Annotated in this window: 19 protein-coding genes; 5 read left to right on the forward strand and 14 right to left on the reverse strand. The window is 67.5% G+C overall.

Annotated features, from left to right (window positions below; translation table 11 throughout):
• The first annotated feature begins 37 nt into the window (after positions 1-37).
• Together M3330_RS06940 and M3330_RS06945 are read left to right on the forward strand one after the other, a co-directional pair.
• On the forward strand, positions 38-811 hold the full coding sequence (locus M3330_RS06940) for an amidohydrolase family protein (protein ID WP_255027942.1): 774 nt from the start codon (positions 38-40) through the stop codon (positions 809-811).
• A 94-nt stretch (positions 812-905) separates the two neighbouring features.
• The gene (locus tag M3330_RS06945) at positions 906-1,358 is read left to right on the forward strand and encodes a hypothetical protein (protein WP_039583975.1); all 453 of its coding nucleotides are present in this window, start codon (positions 906-908) and stop codon (positions 1,356-1,358) included.
• Positions 1,359-1,426: 68 nt separating this feature from the next.
• On the opposite strand, the gene M3330_RS06950 is transcribed toward M3330_RS06945, so the two are convergent.
• From M3330_RS06950 to M3330_RS06985, 8 genes are all read right to left on the reverse strand, one after another.
• The gene (locus M3330_RS06950; protein ID WP_006551592.1) at positions 1,427-1,756 is read right to left on the reverse strand and encodes a YnfA family protein; all 330 of its coding nucleotides are present in this window, start codon (positions 1,754-1,756) and stop codon (positions 1,427-1,429) included.
• An 11-nt stretch (positions 1,757-1,767) separates the two neighbouring features.
• Positions 1,768-2,781, reverse strand: a complete 1,014-nt coding sequence (locus tag M3330_RS06955) for a hypothetical protein (protein ID WP_039583988.1) — start codon at positions 2,779-2,781, stop codon at positions 1,768-1,770.
• Entirely contained in the window at positions 2,778-3,992 is a 1,215-nt protein-coding gene (locus M3330_RS06960) for an ATP-binding protein (RefSeq protein ID WP_039583976.1), read from the reverse strand. The genes M3330_RS06955 and M3330_RS06960 overlap by 4 nt, the downstream gene beginning before the upstream one ends.
• Positions 3,989-4,261, reverse strand: a complete 273-nt coding sequence (locus M3330_RS06965) for a LuxR C-terminal-related transcriptional regulator (RefSeq protein WP_016692216.1) — start codon at positions 4,259-4,261, stop codon at positions 3,989-3,991. The genes M3330_RS06960 and M3330_RS06965 overlap by 4 nt, the downstream gene beginning before the upstream one ends.
• Before the next feature lie 148 nt (positions 4,262-4,409).
• On the reverse strand, positions 4,410-5,432 hold the full coding sequence (locus M3330_RS06970; RefSeq protein ID WP_255027948.1) for a hypothetical protein: 1,023 nt from the start codon (positions 5,430-5,432) through the stop codon (positions 4,410-4,412).
• A complete protein-coding gene (locus tag M3330_RS06975) occupies positions 5,429-6,652 on the reverse strand; it encodes a sensor histidine kinase (protein ID WP_255027950.1) in 1,224 nt (407 codons plus the stop codon). The genes M3330_RS06970 and M3330_RS06975 overlap by 4 nt, the downstream gene beginning before the upstream one ends.
• On the reverse strand, positions 6,636-7,313 hold the full coding sequence (locus M3330_RS06980) for a response regulator transcription factor (protein ID WP_006551596.1): 678 nt from the start codon (positions 7,311-7,313) through the stop codon (positions 6,636-6,638). Before M3330_RS06980 ends, M3330_RS06975 begins: the two co-directional genes overlap by 17 nt.
• Before the next feature lie 43 nt (positions 7,314-7,356).
• Positions 7,357-9,747 carry an ATP-dependent DNA ligase gene (locus M3330_RS06985; protein ID WP_255027962.1) on the reverse strand — a complete coding sequence of 797 codons (2,391 nt, stop codon included), beginning with the start codon at positions 9,745-9,747 and terminating at the stop codon, positions 7,357-7,359.
• 124 nt (positions 9,748-9,871) lie between these two features.
• On the opposite strand from M3330_RS06985, the gene M3330_RS06990 reads away from it, so the two are divergent.
• A complete protein-coding gene (locus M3330_RS06990; protein ID WP_255027964.1) occupies positions 9,872-10,333 on the forward strand; it encodes a hypothetical protein in 462 nt (153 codons plus the stop codon).
• Between the two features lie 513 nt (positions 10,334-10,846).
• Here M3330_RS06990 and M3330_RS07000 read toward each other — a convergent pair.
• Positions 10,847-11,047 (reverse strand): cold-shock protein, encoded by a 201-nt coding sequence (locus tag M3330_RS07000; protein WP_039587481.1) that lies wholly within the window; start codon positions 11,045-11,047, stop codon positions 10,847-10,849.
• Positions 11,048-11,361: 314 nt separating this feature from the next.
• Positions 11,362-13,164, reverse strand: coding sequence for a glycoside hydrolase family 15 protein (locus tag M3330_RS07005; RefSeq protein WP_039587484.1), 1,803 nt, complete (start codon positions 13,162-13,164; stop codon positions 11,362-11,364).
• Between the two features lie 261 nt (positions 13,165-13,425).
• Between M3330_RS07005 and M3330_RS07010 the strand changes: the two genes are divergently transcribed.
• Positions 13,426-14,736: an MFS transporter gene (locus M3330_RS07010; RefSeq protein WP_255027969.1), complete on the forward strand. Its 1,311-nt coding sequence runs from the start codon at positions 13,426-13,428 to the stop codon at positions 14,734-14,736.
• Between the two features lie 80 nt (positions 14,737-14,816).
• Here M3330_RS07010 and M3330_RS07015 read toward each other — a convergent pair whose 3' ends face one another.
• The 3 genes from M3330_RS07015 to M3330_RS07025 all read right to left on the reverse strand — a co-directional run bounded on the left by M3330_RS07015 (position 14,817) and on the right by M3330_RS07025 (position 15,867).
• Positions 14,817-15,023 (reverse strand): hypothetical protein, encoded by a 207-nt coding sequence (locus tag M3330_RS07015; RefSeq protein WP_039587485.1) that lies wholly within the window; start codon positions 15,021-15,023, stop codon positions 14,817-14,819.
• Between the two features lie 74 nt (positions 15,024-15,097).
• Positions 15,098-15,385, reverse strand: a complete 288-nt coding sequence (locus M3330_RS07020) for an SHOCT domain-containing protein (RefSeq protein WP_039587683.1) — start codon at positions 15,383-15,385, stop codon at positions 15,098-15,100.
• A gap of 32 nt (positions 15,386-15,417) precedes the next feature.
• On the reverse strand, positions 15,418-15,867 hold the full coding sequence (locus tag M3330_RS07025) for a DUF6325 family protein (RefSeq protein WP_006551605.1): 450 nt from the start codon (positions 15,865-15,867) through the stop codon (positions 15,418-15,420).
• Positions 15,868-16,063: 196 nt separating this feature from the next.
• Here M3330_RS07025 and M3330_RS07030 point away from each other — a divergent pair, with 196 nt between their 5' ends.
• Positions 16,064-17,473: a hypothetical protein gene (locus M3330_RS07030; protein WP_219129994.1), complete on the forward strand. Its 1,410-nt coding sequence runs from the start codon at positions 16,064-16,066 to the stop codon at positions 17,471-17,473.
• Here M3330_RS07030 and M3330_RS07035 read toward each other — a convergent pair.
• The gene (locus tag M3330_RS07035; protein ID WP_039587489.1) at positions 17,458-19,173 is read right to left on the reverse strand and encodes a SulP family inorganic anion transporter; all 1,716 of its coding nucleotides are present in this window, start codon (positions 19,171-19,173) and stop codon (positions 17,458-17,460) included. The two genes, M3330_RS07030 and M3330_RS07035, sit on opposite strands and share 16 nt — an antisense overlap.
• Between the last annotated feature and the right edge of the window lie 2 nt (positions 19,174-19,175).

Below are 19,175 nucleotides of genomic sequence, written 5' to 3' on the forward strand. Positions count from 1 at the left end.
CCTGTTCCGCTCGGACCGGGCTTCCTATCGTGGGGAGATGTTCGACGCCCACCTGCACATCATCGATCCGCGTTTCCCCCTCGTCGAGAACGATGGCTATCTGCCCGAACCGTTCACCGTCGACGACTATCTCGCGCGGGTCGCGCATCTGGGTGTCACCGGAGGCACGGTGGTGTCGGGGTCGTTCCAGGCTTTCGACCACGGCTATCTCGTCGACGCGCTCGACCGGCTCGGGCCCACTTTCGTCGGCGTCGTACAACTTCCGGCCACCGCCTCGGACGACGAGATCACCCGGCTCGACGCGGCGGGAGTGCGGGCCGTGCGATTCAACGTCCGCCGTGGCGGATCGGCGGCACTGTCCGACCTCGACCGGCTCGCCCGGCGGGTCCACGATCTCGTAGGCTGGCACGCCGAGTTGTACGTCGATTCGCGCGATCTGGCCGAGATGCACACCACGATCGCGGCACTGCCCGCCGTCTCCGTCGACCACCTGGGACTGTCGCAGGACGGCTTGCCGTCACTGTTGCGGCTGGTGGAGAGCGGTATCCACGTGAGGGCAACAGGGTTCGGGCGCGTCGATCTCCCGGTGGCCGACGCGCTTCGCGCCGTTGCCGATGTGAATCCCGGGGCACTCGTGTTCGGCACCGACCTGCCGTCGACCCGCGCACCGCGACCGTTCCGGGACAGCGACATCACCCTCGTCGAGGACGTCCTCGGCGACGAGCTCTCCGACGCGGTACTGCGCCGCAATGCTTCCGAGCTGTATCGGATCGAGACCGAAACCGCTCCTGGGTCTTCGGTGTCTCGATAGACTCACGCACGTCATCGGTGCGCGGGACGCGCCGCGGTATTCCTCGCTGCGGTCGGCTCCCGGACGTGACCTTCCCTTTCCGAGGAGCAGCACCATGCCTGCACTGCGAATTCCACGTCGAGTTCTCACCCTGGCGGCACCCGTCGCCGCCGCAATCGCATTCACCGGTGTGGCCACCGCTGCACCCCCTCAGCCTCTGGGCACGGCGATCACCATCGGCTGCATCAACCAGGGCAGCCTGGCGTCGTTCACCTCGGTCACGGCGCAACCCGGACCGGACGAGGGCATCCCCGGTGGCCACGTCCTGTTCTCCACACGGGAGGCCCTGTGGCCGGTCCCGGCAGCGGGGCAGGTCAGCGTCGCATGGCTCAACCGCAACAACGGCCGCACCGGCATCGTCGATCTGGTCGGTACGTACCCGAACCTGTCGACCCTGGTCGACACCGGTCCGGGCGAGGTCGTGGCGACGGTCTTCGGTTCGGTGAATCTCGGCAGTGGACCGCTGTGCAACTCGACCCCCGCAGTCGGCAGCGTCGTGGTGCCGTGACGCCCGGACGAGGCATCCGGCCGAGTTGTGCCGTATGCCTCGTCACCGAGGTGGTGCCGGATGCGTCGTCACCTGGGTGAATACATGATGATGGCGACGCCGGCGAGGCACACCAGCGCGCCCGCGACATCCCACCGATCCGGCCGGAAGCCGTCCATCACCATGCCCCACACCAGGGAACCCGCCACGAACACACCGCCGTACGCCGCGAGGATGCGACCGAAGTTCGCGTCGGGCTGGAGTGTGGCGACGAAACCGTAAGCGCCGAGAGCGATCACGCCCAACCCCATCCAGATCCAGCCGCGGTGTTCGCGCACGCCCTGCCACACCAGCCACGCGCCACCGATCTCGAACAGGGCGGCAACGGCGAACAGCAGCAACGACTTCAGCACGGTCACGAGGTGTGACTCTAACCCTGCGACGCCTTGCCCAGCTCGATGCGGCGCACGGAGTCCCCGCGCACGAGGATCGTCACGAGGGCCCGGCGTCCTGGGGGCAGGACCCGCACCGTGACGGAACCGTGTGACACCGAGTCGAGTTCGTCGGCGACCGCACTGCGGAGGCGGGCCTGTTCGTCGGGGGGCACCCCGTCCAGGCCGTGATCGTCGAGCATCACCACGTCCACGCCTCGCCGGCGCGCGGCGTCGGCCGCCTCGACGACCTGGGGGTCCTGCAGGGCCGGTGCTCGAAGCCCGTCCCGCAGACGTGCTTCGAGCAGCACACCGGCGCGTCGCTCCCCCGCCTCGAGTACCTCCCCGGTCGCGATGCGTTCGAGGAGGGGCCGGGCCAGGGAGTCGAGCCGGTCGAGCTGCGCGTCGCGCTCCTCGAGCGCTGCAGCCGAGGCCGCCTGTTCTGCGCTGCGTTGCAACGACATCGCACGCAGCAGGTAGATGGATCCGGCGAGGGGTCGCAGGGTGAAGGCGAAGAAGGTGGACATGAGGACCGGGGCGGCGTTGACGAGCGACAGCGACAGGCCGGAGCCGATCCCCTGTCCGGTGGCGTAGGTCCAGAAGGTCGCGGTCGCGATCATGCAGGCCAACCCGATCCACGCCGCGAAGGTGCGACCGCGCACGCACATGAAGGTGAAGACGACCGTGGACATCCCGAGCGGCCAGGTCGCGATGCCTCCCGGAGACGGCACCGGTAGCACCGAGAACACGAGCGCCGACGAGACCGTCCCGGTGGCGGCGAGCAGGATCGTCGCCGGCATCGGCAGCGGGTCGCCCGGAACGGTGATGAGGGTGAACGCCGCGAACGTGCACACGAGCACGGCGAGGGCGGGAGGCCAGCTCGCGGACGTGTGCTCGGCGCCGAACGCCGCCAGCACGAGGCAGACCAGGGCGTAGAGGCTCACGAGCACACGTGCGGCCGTGGTGCGCATCCCCAGCAGGTCGCGCACGTCGCGGGTGGGTTCGGCGGTCACGGCGCGCGACGCTCGGCCGGATCGCACCAGTGCAGCGTCACCGTCGTGCCCGCGGGACCCGAGGTGATCTCCGAGTCGCCCCCGGCCATGCCGCGCATGCGTCCGTGGATGCTCGCGCGGATGCCCATCCGGTAGGGGTCGATCTGGGCGGGGTCGAATCCGTGGCCGTCGTCGCGGACGACCACCCGGACCGATCCAGGCCCGAGGTCGACGTGCACGGCCCGCTGCGTGCCCGGGCCGGCGTGGCGCACGCTGTTCCGCACGGCCTCGGCCAGTGCGGCTGCGACCGCTCTGATCACGTCGGCCGGGTAGTGCGGTCCGGCATCGGTGCTCGTCGTGGTCGTGAACTCGACGTCCTCGTCGACCTCGGAGGCTGCCGAGCGGAACTGGGCTGCCACCCGGTCGGCGTCGAAGCTGCTCTCGGTGTCGTCGCCGCGCCGCAGGGAGTCGAACATCTCCAGCGCACGACGGGCCTGGGCCGCGACGGGACCGTCGGATGCGCCGCGACCCGAGGCGAGCAGGGTGGACATCACCCGGTCGTGGACGAGTGCGTCGAACCGCTCGCGTTCGACCGTCCTGGCCGCGGCCGCCGCTGCTGCGACGACGGATTTCTCCGTGGCCGCGACGGTGGAATCGAGGACGTCGCCCGTGCGGAAGGCGACGATCGCCGCGGCGGCGAAGACCCCGCAGAACATGAGCGCGAACGCGAGTTCCGGGACGAAGCGGTATCCCGTCGTGGTGTTCACCAGCAGATAGTTGGTGGTCTGCACGACGAGCACCACCACCGTGAGGTAGGCGAGCGCCGTCCGCGGCCGCCACGCTGCCGCCGCGGACAGTCCTGCCACTCCGGGGAAGAGCGCCTGCCAGGCCGTGTTCGTGGAAACCTCACCCGTCCAGGCCGGGAACCACAGGACCGCCGCGACCAGGAAGGCGACGGCGTTGGCGGCTGCGAGTCGTCCGACCCACCGGACATCACTCAGGAAGGTTGCCACCCCGAGCGCGATCCCGGTGCCGAAGATCGCGAGCAGTGCCGTCGGCAACCACCACCATGCCGTGAGGTGGGCCTGCGACACCGCTGTGGGGACGACGAACAGCAGGTAGAACACGTAGCCCGCGCTGATGAACCGACCGAAGACCCGGTGGATCCGGTCGGCCGCGCTCGTCGGATCCGTCGTGTGTCCACCCTGTGTGGTGGCAGGCCGACGGGTCACAGTTCGTCGATGGAGACCACACCGTCCTGCAGAGCGCGGGCGAGCAGTGCCGTCTTCGTGGTCGCCGTACGCCCGACGCGGGCGTACTTCTCACGGATGCGGACGATGTGGGTGCTGACCGTGGCTGCGGTGACGAACAGGCTCGCAGCCGCCTCGGACTTGGACTCGCAGAGCAGCCAGGCCCGCAGGATCTCGATCTCGCGAGCCGAGAGTGCGGGCTTCTGAGGCGCAGGCTTCTGTGCCGGGGAATGTTCGAGCATCGTCGTCATAGCGCGTCCCTACCGAGATGGATACATGGGATCGAACCGAGTCCCCCGACGAACTCCGTTTCGAGTGCCTACAACTTAACGGTTGAAACCGACAACTACCCAGACAGATTTTTCTCTGCCCAAGAAAATATGGGCATCGGTGTTTCGCCTAATTACCGGTGCGCCGGCCGTCGTGTCCGATCTCGATTCGGCGCACATCCTCGCCCTTCACGAGCATCGTCACCATCGCCGCGCGGGCCGGCGGCAACACACGCACGGTCACCGACCCTTCTCTCACCGAATCGAGCGCGTCCACCACCTCCCGGTAGACGGCGCGCCGAACCTCGGGAGATGCCGAGTCCATGGCGTGGTCGTCGAGCATAACGATCTCGACGCCGCGCCGGCGGGCCGTAGCGGCGGCCCGGTCGACCTCGGGTACCTGGAGTACGGGCGCACGCAGACCGTCGCGCAGTCGTGCCTCGACGAGTCCGCACTCGATCCGTTCGTTCTCGTCGAGGGGTTCGCCCGAGACGATCCGCTCGAGCAACGGACGCGCCGACGCGTCGAGGCTTCCGAGGCGGACGTCACGTTCCTCCAGAGCCGCGGCGGCCGCGGACTCCGCCGCGATCCGCTGCATCGACCGGGCGCGCAGCAGGTAGATCGACCGCGCGAGCGGGCGGATCGTGTAGGCGCAGACGGTGCCCATGAGCACCGGTCCCGCACTCGTGATCGTCAGGCCGAGCCCGTAGCCCATCCCGGGGCCCGTGAGATGCGACCACAGCGCGGCGACGACGAGCATGAGGAGCATCCCGCACCAGGCGAACGCCGTGCGTCCCCGCACGCACATGAACACGAGGATCGTCGTGGACATCCCGAACGGCCATAACTCGATGGGGTGCGGTGCCGGCTCGGCGGGCACCACCCACAGCACCGACGCCGACGCGATCGCTCCCGAGAACGTCATCGCCAGTGCGGGTCGCACCGGTAGTGGGTCCCCCTCGACTGCGACGAGCGCGTAGGCGGCGGCCACACACACGATCACGGCGATCGCGAGGGGCCAGCGGACCTCCGCATGGGGCGCGGTGTTCAGGGCGAGCACCACACAGGTCACCGCGTACAGGACGGCGAAGGCCCGCGCGGGCCGACTGTGCATCCGCAGCAGATCGGAGACGGTCGAGTTCGCAGTGTTCATACGGCCGGATCTCGCCAGTACAACAACACCCGGGTCCCGGCCCCCGGCGCGGACTGCACGACCGCCCGGCCCCCGGACAGGCGGCGCATACGTCCTCGGATGCTCACTTCCAGACCGAGCCGGTGCGGGTCGACGGCCTCGGGTTCGAAGCCTCTGCCGTCGTCCACGACCTGCACGGAGATCCATCTCGGTGCCACGTCGACCTCGACCGTGCGGGACGCGTCCTTCCCGGCGTGCCGCACGCTGTTGCGCACCGCCTCGGCGAGGGCGGCGGCGGTCGCGCGCGCAGGTTCGGGCGGGAACGCAACGTCGCCGGATCCCGGGGCGACACGGCCGGTGAAGACGACGTCCTCGTCGGCCTCGGTCGCCGCTGAGCGGAGCCGCGCCACGACTGCGGCGGCGTCGAGCGCCGAGTCCCGATCGGTGCCGCGCCGCAGCTCGTCGAGTTCGGCGACCGCTCGTTCGGCCTGCTCGACGAGCGACTCTCGGGGTGCGTTGCGTGACACCGCCAGCAGGGTGGACATCACGCGGTCGTGGACCAGGGCATCGAACCGTGCGCGCTCGGCGTTCCGTGCTTCCGCTGCGGCCGCGGCGGCCGCCGTGGCCTGGGTGGCAGCGATGGTCTCGTCGAGGGTGCGGCCGGTGCCGAGTCCCACCACCGCGGCCGCGAGGAAGACCGTGCAGAAGACGAACGCGAACGCCAGGTCGGGTGCGAGGAAGTATCCGAAGGGGGCGTCGCGGACGAGGTGGTTCGCGCCCTGCGCGAGCAGGACCGCGACGAGCATGTGGACGAACGCCCGCCGGGGTCTCCACGCGACCGCCGCCGCGAGCGACGCGAGGCCGGGGAAGGCGGTGAACCACAACGAGTGGTCCTGCGGGATCTGAGTCCCATTCCACGCCACGAACCACAATGCGACCATCACGACGTAGGCGAGCGCATTGACGGTCGCGGTCCGCTGCATCCACACCGTGCCGCGGAACGAGGCGAAGCCGAGCGCGACCCCGGATCCGAACATGAGGACGGCCGCGGTGGGAGTCCACCACCACGCGACGAGTGCCGACACTTCGAGGATCTCCGGCACGAGCAACGCGAAGTAGCAGAGATATCCGATCGCGACGAATCGCGCGAACATCCGGAGAAGTCGGTCGGCAGCCGCCGTGCTGCGATCGTGCGACTTCTCCCCGGTGTCCCCGGCCGGCTCGTCAGCGACGGCGGACATCCGACCGTTCGGGCATCGGCAGCCACCCGTCCTCGACGGCACGTTTGTACAGATCCGTCTTCGTGGGTGCGGGACGACCTGCCTCCGCGTACTTCTGGCGGATCCGCTGCAGGTAGTCGTTGACGGTCTGCGGAGCGAGACCCGTCAGCCGGGCGACCCGGTCGAGCTTCTCCCCCGACGCATACAGTTCGAGCACTTCGAGCTGCCGCGGACTCAGGCCGACATCGTCGAGTTCGGGATCACCGTCGATCGCCGCGGCCCACTCGGTGCTGGCGACCTGCCCTCCGGCGGCGGCCACGCGGATCGCCTCGATCACCACGGCCGCGGGCTCGGATTTCCGCACCACCCCGAGCACACCGGCGCGGGCGGCCGAACGCAGCAGATACGGGTTCTCGGCGCCGGTGAAGACCAGGGTCTCGAGGCCCGCCGCGCGCAGCTGCTCGACGTTGCTCTTCGGGGAGGATCCGTCGGACAGGCGCAGGTCGAGAACGGCGAGGTCGAGGTCGGTGACCTGCTCGAGCAGACCCGAGACGGTGGTGGCGGTACCTGCGAGCTCGAGATCGGGTTGATCGGCGAGCATCGCTGCGAACCCGAGCGCGACCGACTCGTGATCCTCGACCAAACCGATCCGACGGACGACGCCACGCGAGCCCTCGGCCATTGATGCCTCCCCTAATGCCCGATCACCCGACTTCGAACGAACGTTAGCAGTCAGCGCCTGTTTCCTCTTCTCGCACCACACTCGACGCGTCCACATCGTCGCGCAGACCACGCCAGCTCGCGTGCCGCACCCGGTCTCCTTCCGTCCATCCTCCGAACCGCACCTCCCCCACGAGTTCGGGCCGCAACCACACCGCATCGCGGCGTTCGGCGGCCGGCACTTCGTTCGCGAACGGGTTCGTGCGGCTCGTGCGCCCTTTCACAGCCTTCGCCACCGACAGGAGCGTCTCGTCGTCGAAACCGGTGCCGACCTTGCCGACGTACACGAACTCACCGTCGTCGTCGTAGACGCCGAGCAGCAGAGAGCCGAAGGTCGAGGCACGGTTGCCGTTGCCACGGCGGTATCCGCCGAGCACGACGGTCTGGGTGAGCCAGTTCTTCGATTTGATCCATCCGGCGCCGCGCTTGCCCGGCAGATACACGGAGTCCCGGCGTTTGGCGACCACGCCCTCCCAGTTCTTCGCGCGGCTGCGCGCGAGAGCCTTCGAGCCGTCACCCGAGAGCAGATCCGGGACGATCAGTCCGTCCGTGGCAGCGGCGAGCGCCTCGAGGACCCGTCGGCGATCGTCGTAGGTCTTGCGCAGCAGCGACACCCCGTCGAGATACAGCACGTCGAACACGCGGTACTCGTAGTTCACGCCCCGCTGCAGCATCGAGAAGCTCGTCACCCCGGAGCGGTCGACGGCGACGATCTCCCCGTCGAGCACCGCCCGGTGACCGTCGAGGATCGTCGCGAGTTCGACGAGCTTCCGGTAGTCGCCGGTGACATCGCGACCGGATCGGCTGCGGAGCCTGACGGTGCCGTCCTCGATCTCCGCGATGGCGCGGTATCCGTCCCATTTGCCTTCGAACGCCCAGTCTTCGGCGTCGAGACCCGAGACGTCACCGGAGGTCGCGAGCATGGGCGCGAGATCGCGCGGGAAGGCCTTGGACCCCGACGATCCGACGAGGGAGGCCGGATCGGCATCGGACGACTCGGTGCTCGGCGACGACTGGTCCTTCATGCGGTGCGCCAGCCACTGGTTCTTCTCGGTGCGGATCAGCGCGTACCGTCCCTCGATCCGGTCGCCGTGGAACCGCACGATCACCTCGTCGTCCCGCCACTTCTCGGTCTCGTAGGTGCCGGTGTCCCACACGGTCATGCTGCCGGCGCCGTATTCGCCCTTCGGGATCGTCCCGTGGAAGGTCAGGTACTCGATCGGGTGGTCCTCGGTCCGTACCGCGAGATTGTTGCGCCCCGAGGTGTCCGGCAGGTTCTTCGGTACGGCCCACGACGCCAGCACACCGTCGCGTTCGAGCCTCAGGTCGTAGTGCAGGCGACGCGCGTGGTGCTCCTGGATGACGAACCTGTTGCCGGGACCGTCGTCGGGGACGCGGTCGGGTACCGGTTCCGGGGTGCGCGACGCGTCGCGCTTGCTGCGGTAGGTGTCCAGGGCGTCTCCGCCGGACACGGTCTTGCCGCCGGACCCGGCCTTGTCTCCGGACACGGCCTTGTCTCCGGACACAGCCTTGCCGAGGGGCGGGTCGAGACCGGCGAGCAGGTCCCCGAACTCCTCGATGCGGGCGAGGACCTCCCGGAACTGCAGTTGCGCGAGGTCGGGGTCGTCGAGTTCGTCCCAGCTGCGCGGCGCCGCCACCCACGGCTCGTCGCGACCGCGCAGCGAGTACGGCGCGACCGTCGTCTTGGAACTGTTGTTCTGGCTCCAGTCGACGAAGACCTTGCCCTCGCGCGCCGATTTCGCCATCGTCGCGGTCACCAGGTCGGGAAGGGTGGTCTCGAGATTGCGCGCGACCTGCTTCGCGACCTTCGACGCCCCCGACGACGACAGCATCCGATCGAGCGGGACGTACAGGTGGATGCCCTTGCTGCCGCTGGTGACCGGATAGGCCGACCACCCGAGTTCGGCGACGGTGTCGCGCACGTGGCGCGCGACCTCCCCGCACTCGGCCAGGCCCACGCCGGGCCCCGGGTCGAGGTCGAAGACGATGCGGGTCGCGGGTCCGGCCTTCTCTCCGTCGAAACGCCACTGGTGCACGTGGAGTTCGAGGGCTGCCTGTTGCCCGAGCCAGACGAGCCCGGCGGCGGAATCGAACAGCGGGTAGGTGACCCGGCGGTCCTTGTGGTGCAGGGTGCGACGGTCGATCCAGGCCGGTGCGTGGTCGGGGAGGTTCTTCTCGAAGAAGGACTGTTCGCCGACACCGTTCGGCCACCGGTTGCGGGTCGCGGCCCGGCCGACGATATGGGGAAGCATCGCCTCGGCGACGGCTTCGTAATACTCGACGACCTCGCCCTTCGTCGTCCCGGTGCGCGGATACAGCACCTTGTCGAGGTTGGTCAGGGTGATGCGGTGACCGTCGATCGTCCGGGTCGGCATATCTCGAATTCTGCCAATTCGGACGCGTTCGGGTGCGGTGTCGAAGGGTGACGATCGGGACTGCACGTCCGGGAACGCCGAGCTTCGAAAGGAGGTAGGTTCGGAGAGTCGGTCTGACGCGGCGATGAACTATTTCCCCGACGGCGAGCATCGCCGGCAACTCCTCGCTGCGCTCCGCGCTTCCGAACCCGGTGTCGAGGAGTTGTGGCTCCGCCACTTCGCACTCGGCGGCGAGGTGGGGAAGATGGAGATCGAGGCGTATCTCGACGGCCTGCTTCCCCTCTCCCGTGTGCAACACGATCTGATCTCCCGTGTGCAACACGATCTGATCGCCCATGCGATCAACGAACGCCTCGACGGGGTCGCCCCACCCCGTGCAGCCTATGCAGCCGAACTCCCCGCGTCCCTCCCGAAGTGGACGACGGCGACGACGATCCCGGCGAATCACGAGGAACGGGGCCGGATTCCGACCGCTGAAGTGATGACGCCCGCGCGCCGAACGACCTGCGGCGCGCCGAAACCCTGCCACCCGAGCAGGGGGAAATGGGCGACAGGGTTCGGCATCGCCCGAGTGGCCTACCTCTGATCCACCCGGCGCCGGCGATCGTCCGCGCAGGGGGTGACAGGCGATCACCGATGTCCTGAGCATACGCCGAAATGCCCTGACCGGGACCGATTGTGCGTACTCGAGGCACTGCCGACGTGGCAGGTCGACAGATCCGACCCCCTGCGTCGGAAGTCTCGCGCCCCGCCGACAGAGTCGACAGCGAACGCATCGTTCGCTTCCGGTGCAGTCTATTCGTTTTCTACAGGATCGGCAGTAGTTCGATCGGACCACAGCCTGCCCGACCGGGTCCCACGAGGCGCCCGGCCGTAGACGGACCGGTACTGCGTCGCGAATCGTCCGGGCGACGAGAAGCCCCACCGCGCAGCGATCGACGCGACCGTCTCATCGTTCGGGTCGGCGGCCTGCAGATCTTGGCCCGCGAGGCCCACATCTGCTCCTCGGTCGGAGCTGCAGCAGCGAGGTGGGTCTCCTCCGCCCACTCGTTCGCCCGTGTGTCCATCTCCCGATCCCACCATCCGAACGTCCCGTATGTCAGCACACCTGCACGTTGACCGCATGTCGACCGAAGATCCCGTAACCGATCTCGAATCGGACCCGTTGACCCCCGGTCAGGAAGCGGTAGCCGCTCCCGTCGATCTGTGAGTAGTGCACCAGGATCTCCGTACCGTCGTCGTCACGGATGAAGCCGTGACCCAGACCGGCGTCGAACCACAACACAACACCGTGTTCCATCTTGTTCCCCTGCCACCGTTCGCGAACTTCCCCGACGGAGCAAGCGACGCGGAAGCGTATCCCCTGCGCTCCCGACAGCCCCTCTGCACCTGTCATTGAAACGTGCTCGGCGGGTCCGGGGAAGCGTGCGCGCCGAATCGGCGACATTCGTACGATTTCTACCGATTTTCAGGCGCGCCAATGTGGTTCGTTCGATGGACAGACACCGACGAACACGGGTGCGTATGCGGGGCAGCATGTACCCACAGGATACATACAGCACGCACGGTGTGGACGAAGATCTCGCGGAGACATGGCATTCGGAGGATGTCGGATCAGACGGCCGGTGCTCCGTCGGCCGGATCCACTGCCCGTGCCCGTTCGGCGACGGTGATCGCGCAGGCCGCGCCGACGAGAGTGAGGTGACTGAATGCCTGGGGAAAGTTGCCGACCTGTCGTCCCGCCTGCACGTCGTATTCCTCGGCGAGCAGTCCGAGGTCGTTGGTGAGTCCGAGCAACCGCTCGAACAACGCGCGGGCCTCGTCGACCCGGCCGTTGAGCGCCAACGCGCTCACCAGCCAGAACGAGCAGGCCAGGAACTGTCCTTCGTCCCCGGGAAGCCCGTCGTCGGTATCCGTCGTCGAATACCTGGATACGAAGCCGTCGCGGCCGAGTTCGTTCCGGATCGCGTCGATCGTGGACGTGACCCGATCATCGGTCGGGGGCAGGAAGCCGACGAGCGGAATCAGCAGAACGCTGGCGTCGAGTTCCGTGGAGCCGTAGTACTGCGTGAACGTGCCACGGACCGGGTCGTATCCACGTTCGCAGATCTCGTCGTGGATCTCGTCGCGGGTCCGCCTCCACCGGTCGAGAGGTGCGTCGAGCCCGAATCCCTCGGCGAGCCGGACCGCGCGGTCGAAGACGACCCAGGCCATGACCTTGGACTGCGTGAAATGGCGCCGGGGGCCGCGTGTTTCCCAGATCCCGTCGTCGGGTTCCTGCCAGATTCCTTCGACGTATTCGATCACGGCCTGCCAGCGGGGCCACATGTGCGGCTCGATCCTACCGAGCGCTTCGGCTCCCTTGTACGCCACGCTGAGGACCTCGCCGTACACGTCGAGCTGGAACTGTTCGGCTGCGGCGTTTCCGACCCGGACGGGCGCCGACCCTTCGTAACCGGGCAGATGTTCCACCTCGAACTCGGTCAGTCGACGCTCTCCCCTGATCCCGTACATGATCTGCACATCGGCAGGATCACCCGTTCCCACCCGGAGCAGGAAGTCGCGGAAGGCCAGAGCCTCGCCGGTGTATCCCCCGGCGAGCAGCGCTTCGAGCGCCAACACCGAGTCGCGCAACCAGCAGTAGCGGTAGTCCCAATTGCGTACCCCGCCGAGCGCTTCGGGCAGGGAGGTGGTCGGGGCCGCCACGATCGCACCGGTCGTCTCGTCGGTCATCCCCTCGAGGACGATCAGAGAGCGGATCACCTCGTCGCGATATGCCCCTTTGTAGGTGCACCGGCCGGTCCACTCGCGCCACCACTCCACGGTGCGCGCGAGCGCGGATTCGGCATCCTCGACGACGGGGGCCGGTTCGAAGGATGGGTACCGGTCCAGAGCGAATCGGTATCGGCCGCTCTCCACGGCGACGAACTCGGATTCGACGGTCCCGGCACGGATCTCCAACGGCACCGTCGTGCACAGGTGGAAGGCGTCCGGGCCGGCCGTCGCGACAGCACCGTCGGTCACCGCCTCGACCCACGGTGTGACCGCCGCATAATCGGGGCGTATCGCCAAGTGCATTCGCATCGGCACACGGCCCCGCAACCCCTCGACGATACGGATCAGCCGAGGTGGACCCGATCCCCGACGAGGCATGAAGTCGATCAGACGGACGGCGCCCTCTGCAGTCTCGAAGTCGGTCTCGAGCACCAGGGTGTCGTCGACATAGCGACGGGTGACCGCCACGGGTTCCGCCGCAGGCGCGACGAGCCAGCGTCCGTGCTCCGGGCCGCCGAGCAGGGCCGCGAAACACGACCCGGAGTCGAACGCGGGCATACACAGCCAGTCGATCGAGCCGTTCCGGCCGACGAGCGCGGAGGTCTGCAGGTCACCGATGAAGCCGTAGTCCTCGAGAAGCATGACGTTACCTCGCGAGAAGAGGAGTCGAGTTCTTCGATCTTCCTCCGGTCTCGGATATCAGGTCAAGGTCACGGTTTCGACTCGTCGGCGCCACCGTCCACCACCGCGGTGGATCATGACGTTCAGAGTTTCGGCGACGTCCTTCGCGACGGGAAGTACGAGATGACCGAGAATCCGGTGGCGAAACCTTCCGCCCCTATTCGGCGAATGTTGCTCCCACTCGCCCTCGCTCAGTTCATCTGCAGTTTCGCAGGTTCGAACATGAACGTGATGATCAACGACATCAGCGTCGACCTGGACACCACGGTGCAGGGTGTGCAGACCGCGATCACCGTGTTCCTTCTGGTCATGGCAGCTTTTATGATTCCGGGTGGGAAACTGACGGACCGATGGGGTCGCAAGCGGTGTTTCGTCGCCGGACTCATCCTGTACGGCGTGGGCGCCCTCCTGAGTGCGGCAGCACCGGGTCTGGGAATCCTGATCCTGGGCAACTCGATCTTCGAAGGAATCGGCACCGCACTGCTCATCCCGCCCGTGTACATCCTCACGACGATGCTCTTCACCGATATGAAGTCCCGGGCACGGGCCTTCGGCGTGATCACCGGCATGGGTGGGATAGGCGCCGCAGCCGGGCCGCTGATAGGTGGATTGATCACTACTGCGATCGACTGGCGGGCCGCCTTCGTCTTCCAGGCACTGATCGTCGCCGCCATAGTCGTTCTGAGCAAAGGACTCGAGGATCCCCTGCCCCCGGATCCGACCACACCCTTCGACGGGATCGGTGCCGTCCTGTCCGCCGCAGGTCTCGTCTGTATCGTCATGGGGATTCTCCAGGCGGACAACGCACTCTCGGTATCCGCCGGCCTCATCGGTATCGGAATCCTGCTCGTCGTCGGGTTCTTCCTGCACGTACGACGCTTCGAACGGGCCGGCAGAGTGTCACTCCTCTCGACCGACCTGTTCCGTAATCGCACATCGAATCTCGCGCTCGTCACCCAGAACATCCAGTGGCTGCTGCTGATGGGCGTCGCGTTCGTCGTCTCGGCATTCTTGCAGGTGGTCCGCGGCTACAACGCAATCGAGACGGGCATCATCTTCACCGCCGCCACCGCCGGCATTCTCGGTTCCTCATTGCTGGCGGAACGATTGGCCGCCCGGCATTCACAGCGTGCCCTCATCATGAGCGGCTTCGTCGTCACCCTCGGCGGCATCGTGGTGCTGCTCCTGATGGTCCGTGCATGGACCAGCGCATGGGCGTTCGCCCCGGGCCTGTTGCTCATCGGCGTCGGACTGGGTGCGATGCTCACTCCGTCCGTGAACGTCGTGCAGTCGGCGTTCCCAGAGGAACAGCAGGGTGAGATCTCCGGCTTGTCGCGGTGCGTGTCCAATCTGGGTTCGTCCCTGGGCACCGCCGTGGCAGGCACCGTCCTCGTCGTCGGCCTCGCCACGCCGGACCGGTCGTATGCGGCCGCGATGATCGTGCTGGCGTGCATCGGGCTCGTCGGACTCGTCGCGTCCGCGCTCCTTCCCGCGACCTCGAGTGCCACGCCTTCCGCCTCCGGAGCCCAGTGACGACCGTGTCGCGAGGAGAGGGCCCGAGACACACGGAATACGCTCTCTTTCAACAGATACAGTGCGTCACCGCTACGATCTCAGGTCGACGGCGGCCGACGGGCCGACCAGTATTCCGGCTCGACCTCCCCGACGTCGACGTCGTGCCCGAAGAGCTGACGGGCCAGCACACGAGCGCGGTCCTGCACCTCCGTCGGGGTGAGGTCGTCCGCCAGTACCAGCGACAGCCTCGCCACGTAGTCGGTCGGCTCGTCGATCCGGTGTACCGTACACCTCCAGTCGCCCATGAAGCTCGTTCCTCGACCCGTCGGCGGCGCGTGGGAGTGGTCGTGTCCGCTCGACGCAGAGGCCGGACTCGGGCTCAGGATGCGAGAATTCGCGCCTTCTCCCTCTCGAACTCGGCCTCGGTGAGCACACCCTGGGCCTTCAATTCGGCGAGGTCCTTCAGCGCGGTGATGCGATCCGTTCCACCCGGAGGCGGCGCGGGCATGGGTTCGGGTTCGGGTGCGTACTGGGCGGGACGCCCGTAGACGGCCTGGCCCTGCGATGCCCATCGTTCTCCCTGCCGGCGGGAGACGCGGTTGGAGACGGCCGTCGCCGTCCCGGCTACGACTGCGGTGCGAGCCACCCCGCGGAGTAGTCCTGGCATGTCGATCTCCTCGTGTATTTCGTTCGCTCGAGTCACATTTCGACGTCGAGCTTCTCCAGCGAAGCCAGGATGCTCTGGACCGGGATACGCCCGGACGCGACGAGTTCGGCGCCGTTGCGACGCAGTGCCCGCGCCAGCGGAGCAGCCCAGGTGTTCTCGTAGACGAGCACGGCCGCCGAGCAGCCGGGTTCGAGCGCAGCCCCCGCTTCGTCGAAATCGGTGTCGCCGAGCAGGCCCGACGACGCCTCCGCGAACAACGTCACGTCGACTTCTCCTTCGAGCCCGACCTCGGAGATGTCGATCCCGGCGACCGAACCGTCGGTGTCCTTGCGGACGAACGCGAGATCGAGCACCCGGATGATGCCTCGCTCGACAAGGTCGAGCAGCAGCGGTAGAGCAGAACCGTTCGGTGGTCGGTCGGCGGGGAATTCGATGACGAGATAGTCGACCGGGCCCATCTCGTCGATATCCGAATCGGTCACCTGAAGCCTCTTTTCGATGAAAGATCGTTGGCGGAAGCCGGGAGTGGACTTCCGTCGGTGTCGTCGACAACAGATCCCCTCCTGTCGAGTATGACCACTCGAAGTCCACTTCTGAAGGGAATAGGATCCAAATTCCAACCGGAGTTGTCGGCAACGGCGCATAATGGGTCCGGCCCCGAAAGGGGGCGATGCAGGGATGACCACAAACATCGGCACAGGCGGTGAAGGTCCCCGACCCGACCGACTGGACGACGACGAGCGCGCCGAACTCGATCGGTTGCGTGCGGAAGTCGCCACGCTTCGCGAACGAGCCACTGTCGGGGTGGAGCCCGTTCCCGAGCCGCGGCCTGCGAGACACGGCTGGCGCTGGGCTGCCCTTGCACTGCTCGCCGTGCTGGTCGCGGTCCTGGCCGTCCTCTCGGTCACCGCACGGTTCGTGCGCAGCGAGATCCTCGACACCGACCGGTACGTGACAACCGTCGCCCCGCTGGGCTCGAACCCCGCCATCCAGACGCAGATCGCGAATTCCGTCACCGACGAGATCTTCACACGCGTCGACGTCGAAGGTCTGACGACCGACGCTCTGGTCGCTCTCACCGACGCCGTTCCGGCCACAGAGAACGCGCCGCGCGTCGACCGCGCCGTCGAGGGACTGGCACCGGTGATCACCGGACAGGCGCGGAACTTCGTCAACGAGACGGTGTTGTCACTGGTGCAGAGCGAGCAGTTCGAGGATCTGTGGATCCAGGCCCACCGCGCCGCCCACAACGCATTGGTCGCGGTGGTGACCGGCAACGTCGGGCCGTCGTCGGTGACGGTCGACGATTCGGGCACGGTGAGCATCTCGCTCGGCACGGTGATCGACAACGTGAAGGGCCGTCTCCTCGACCGCGGTTTCACGTTCGCGGAGAAGATCCCGAGTGTCGACAAGCAGTTGGTCCTGTTCCGATCACCGGAACTGGTCCGGGCGCAGCGAGCCGTGAACACTCTCGACAACATTTCGGATGTGCTGCCCTGGATCACCCTCGCCGCTGCTGCCGGCGCAGTCGCCGTCGCGCCGCCGGGCCGTCGCCTACGCGCACTCGCCTTCGTCGGCCTCGCACTGGTCGTAGGAATGTTCGTTCTGGCGGTCGCGCTCATCATCGTCCGGTCGCTGTATCTCGACGATGTCCCGCCCGACGTCCTGTCGCCGGAGGCGGCAGCAGCCATCATCGATGCCGTGCTGATGCCGCTGCGGACCAGCCTTCGGGCGGTCGCGGTGCTCGGACTGGTGATCGCTCTCGGTGCCTACCTCACCGGTGGCTCGTCCTCCGCCCGGACCGTTCGGCGTGGGTTCGGCCGCAGCCTCGGTGCCGTCCAGCGGCTACGTCGGCCCCGCCCGCCGAATGCGTTCGAAGAAGCGGCCTTCCGTGCCCGCGTCGCGATCCGGGCGGTCGTCATCGGAGTGGCTGCACTGCTCGTGATGTTCTGGCGCTACCCGACCGGGCTCGTGGTCGCGCTCATCGTGCTGGGTGCGGTACTGGCGCTGCTGGTCCTGGAACTGGTGATCAGGCCCGCCCGTACCGTCGAGGACCGACCGACGATCGAGGATCAGCCGACGATCTGATCGTCGCTTCGACCGGTCCTGCCGATGAAGGCGTTCACCGCGTCCTCGACGGTCGGATGGAAGCGAGTCGGGTCGAACCTGTCCCCGACCCCGAATCTGATGAGCCGGTCCTTGATCGGCCCCTTCATCTCGGCGAACACGAGGCGGATGCCGTTGCCCTCCAGATAGGTGTCGAGGTCGACGAGCTCGTCGACGGCGGTCGTGTCCAGTCCCGTGATCGGTTCGGCCGCGATGACCACCCATTCGACCGGCGCTTCGGTTCGGGCCACCACCGACCGCACGTACTGATCGAAGATCTCCCCGTTGGCGAAGAACAGCGGGGCGTCGAACCGGACGATCACCAGACCCGGGATACGACTGCCCTCGGGATGACGTTCTACGTCGTGGAATCCCGGACGATCGGCGGTCCGCACGAGCTCGGTGCGATACGGCTGCCAGGCGCGCGCGACCACCGAGACGAAGGACAGACCGATCGCGACGACGATGCCCTGCAGCACGCCCACCAGAGCGACCCCGAGGAAGGCCGCGACGGCCAGCCCGAACTCCACCGAGCTCATCCTCCACATCCGGACCATGCCCCGGACGTCCACCAGGGCCGTGGCGGCGACGATCACTACAGCACCGAGAGTCGCATCGGGTAGATAGGTGGTCAACCCCGGAGCGACGAGAACGAAGACGAGAACGGCGACCGCTCCCACGACACACGCGAATTGGGTTCGCGCGCCGCTCTGCTCGGCGACCGGCGTCCGAGATCCGCTTGCGGAGATCGGGAACCCTCCGAAGAGTCCTCCGGCGATGTTGGCGACACCCACCGCTTTCATCTCCGTGCTCCCGTTCACGTTCTCACCCCGTCGCGCGGCGAAGGTGCGGGAGAGCACTCCGGTGTCGGCGAAAGCGATCAGCGCGATACCGGCTGCAGGTCCGACGAGACGGGCGACGTCCGACCACTCGACCCCGCCGAACGACGGGAGCGGGAGTCCCTCGGGCAGCGCGCCGACCATTCCGATGTCGTCGGTGAGATCCAGCGCAGCGGAGGCCACGATCGCTCCGACGACCGCGACCAGGACTCCCGGTATCCGCGACAACCACAATCGGAAACCCACGATGACCGCGAGCGAGGCGAGCCCGATACCGGCTGCGACCGGGTCGATCCCACCACCTACCACGGTTTCCCCGATCTCTCGGATCTCCCCCAGGAGGCCGGGCGCGTCGACCGAGAAGCCGAGCAGTTTCGGAAGTTGTCCGACGATCACGACGAGTGCGATGGCGTTCAGGTAACCCAGCCGGATCGGTTTGGACAGCAGTTCGGTGACGAAGCCGAGACGGAGGAATCCTCCGACGAGCAGGATCACGCCGACGAGCACACCGAGTACCCCGGCGAAGACCAAGGCGCTCTCCGGATCGTCTGCGACGGCGAGCGGAAGGACGGCCGCTGCGATGAGCGGAGCGAGCGACGAGTCCGGGCCCAGGACGAGGATCTTCGACGGGCCGACCACCGCATAGGCCAAGAGAGGAACGATGGTTGCATAGAGGCCGGCATAGGCAGGCAGACCCGCCGCTTCCGCGTAGCCCATTCCGGCAGGGATGAGCAGTGCGGTGAGGACGAGACCGGCAGTGATGTCCGGACGCAGCCACTCCCGGCGATAGGCACGAGCTGTTGCGATTCCGGGAAGCGCCCCCAAGCCCTGGATTCGTGACATGA

The sequence above is a fragment of the Rhodococcus sp. GA1 genome, from assembly GCF_024321955.1.
In the GTDB taxonomy this organism is placed as follows: Bacteria; Actinomycetota; Actinomycetes; order Mycobacteriales; family Mycobacteriaceae; genus Rhodococcus; species Rhodococcus pyridinivorans.

Coding starts and splice junctions, on each gene's coding strand:
- M3330_RS06940 (WP_255027942.1), top strand. CDS start 38: ATGTTCGACGCCCACCTGCACATCATCGATCCGCGTTTCCCCCTCGTC.
- M3330_RS07030 (WP_219129994.1), top strand. CDS start 16,064: ATGACCACAAACATCGGCACAGGCGGTGAAGGTCCCCGACCCGACCGA.
- M3330_RS07010 (WP_255027969.1), top strand. CDS start 13,426: ATGAACGTGATGATCAACGACATCAGCGTCGACCTGGACACCACGGTG.
- M3330_RS06965 (WP_016692216.1), bottom strand. CDS start 4,261: ATGACGACGATGCTCGAACATTCCCCGGCACAGAAGCCTGCGCCTCAG.
- M3330_RS06985 (WP_255027962.1), bottom strand. CDS start 9,747: ATGCCGACCCGGACGATCGACGGTCACCGCATCACCCTGACCAACCTC.
- M3330_RS06970 (WP_255027948.1), bottom strand. CDS start 5,432: ATGAACACTGCGAACTCGACCGTCTCCGATCTGCTGCGGATGCACAGT.
- M3330_RS06980 (WP_006551596.1), bottom strand. CDS start 7,313: ATGGCCGAGGGCTCGCGTGGCGTCGTCCGTCGGATCGGTTTGGTCGAG.
- M3330_RS07015 (WP_039587485.1), bottom strand. CDS start 15,023: ATGGGCGACTGGAGGTGTACGGTACACCGGATCGACGAGCCGACCGAC.
- M3330_RS07005 (WP_039587484.1), bottom strand. CDS start 13,164: ATGCTTCTCGAGGACTACGGCTTCATCGGTGACCTGCAGACCTCCGCG.
- M3330_RS07035 (WP_039587489.1), bottom strand. CDS start 19,173: ATGTCACGAATCCAGGGCTTGGGGGCGCTTCCCGGAATCGCAACAGCT.
- M3330_RS06975 (WP_255027950.1), bottom strand. CDS start 6,652: ATGTCCGCCGTCGCTGACGAGCCGGCCGGGGACACCGGGGAGAAGTCG.
- M3330_RS07020 (WP_039587683.1), bottom strand. CDS start 15,385: ATGCCAGGACTACTCCGCGGGGTGGCTCGCACCGCAGTCGTAGCCGGG.
- M3330_RS06990 (WP_255027964.1), top strand. CDS start 9,872: ATGAACTATTTCCCCGACGGCGAGCATCGCCGGCAACTCCTCGCTGCG.
- M3330_RS06945 (WP_039583975.1), top strand. CDS start 906: ATGCCTGCACTGCGAATTCCACGTCGAGTTCTCACCCTGGCGGCACCC.
- M3330_RS07000 (WP_039587481.1), bottom strand. CDS start 11,047: ATGGAACACGGTGTTGTGTTGTGGTTCGACGCCGGTCTGGGTCACGGC.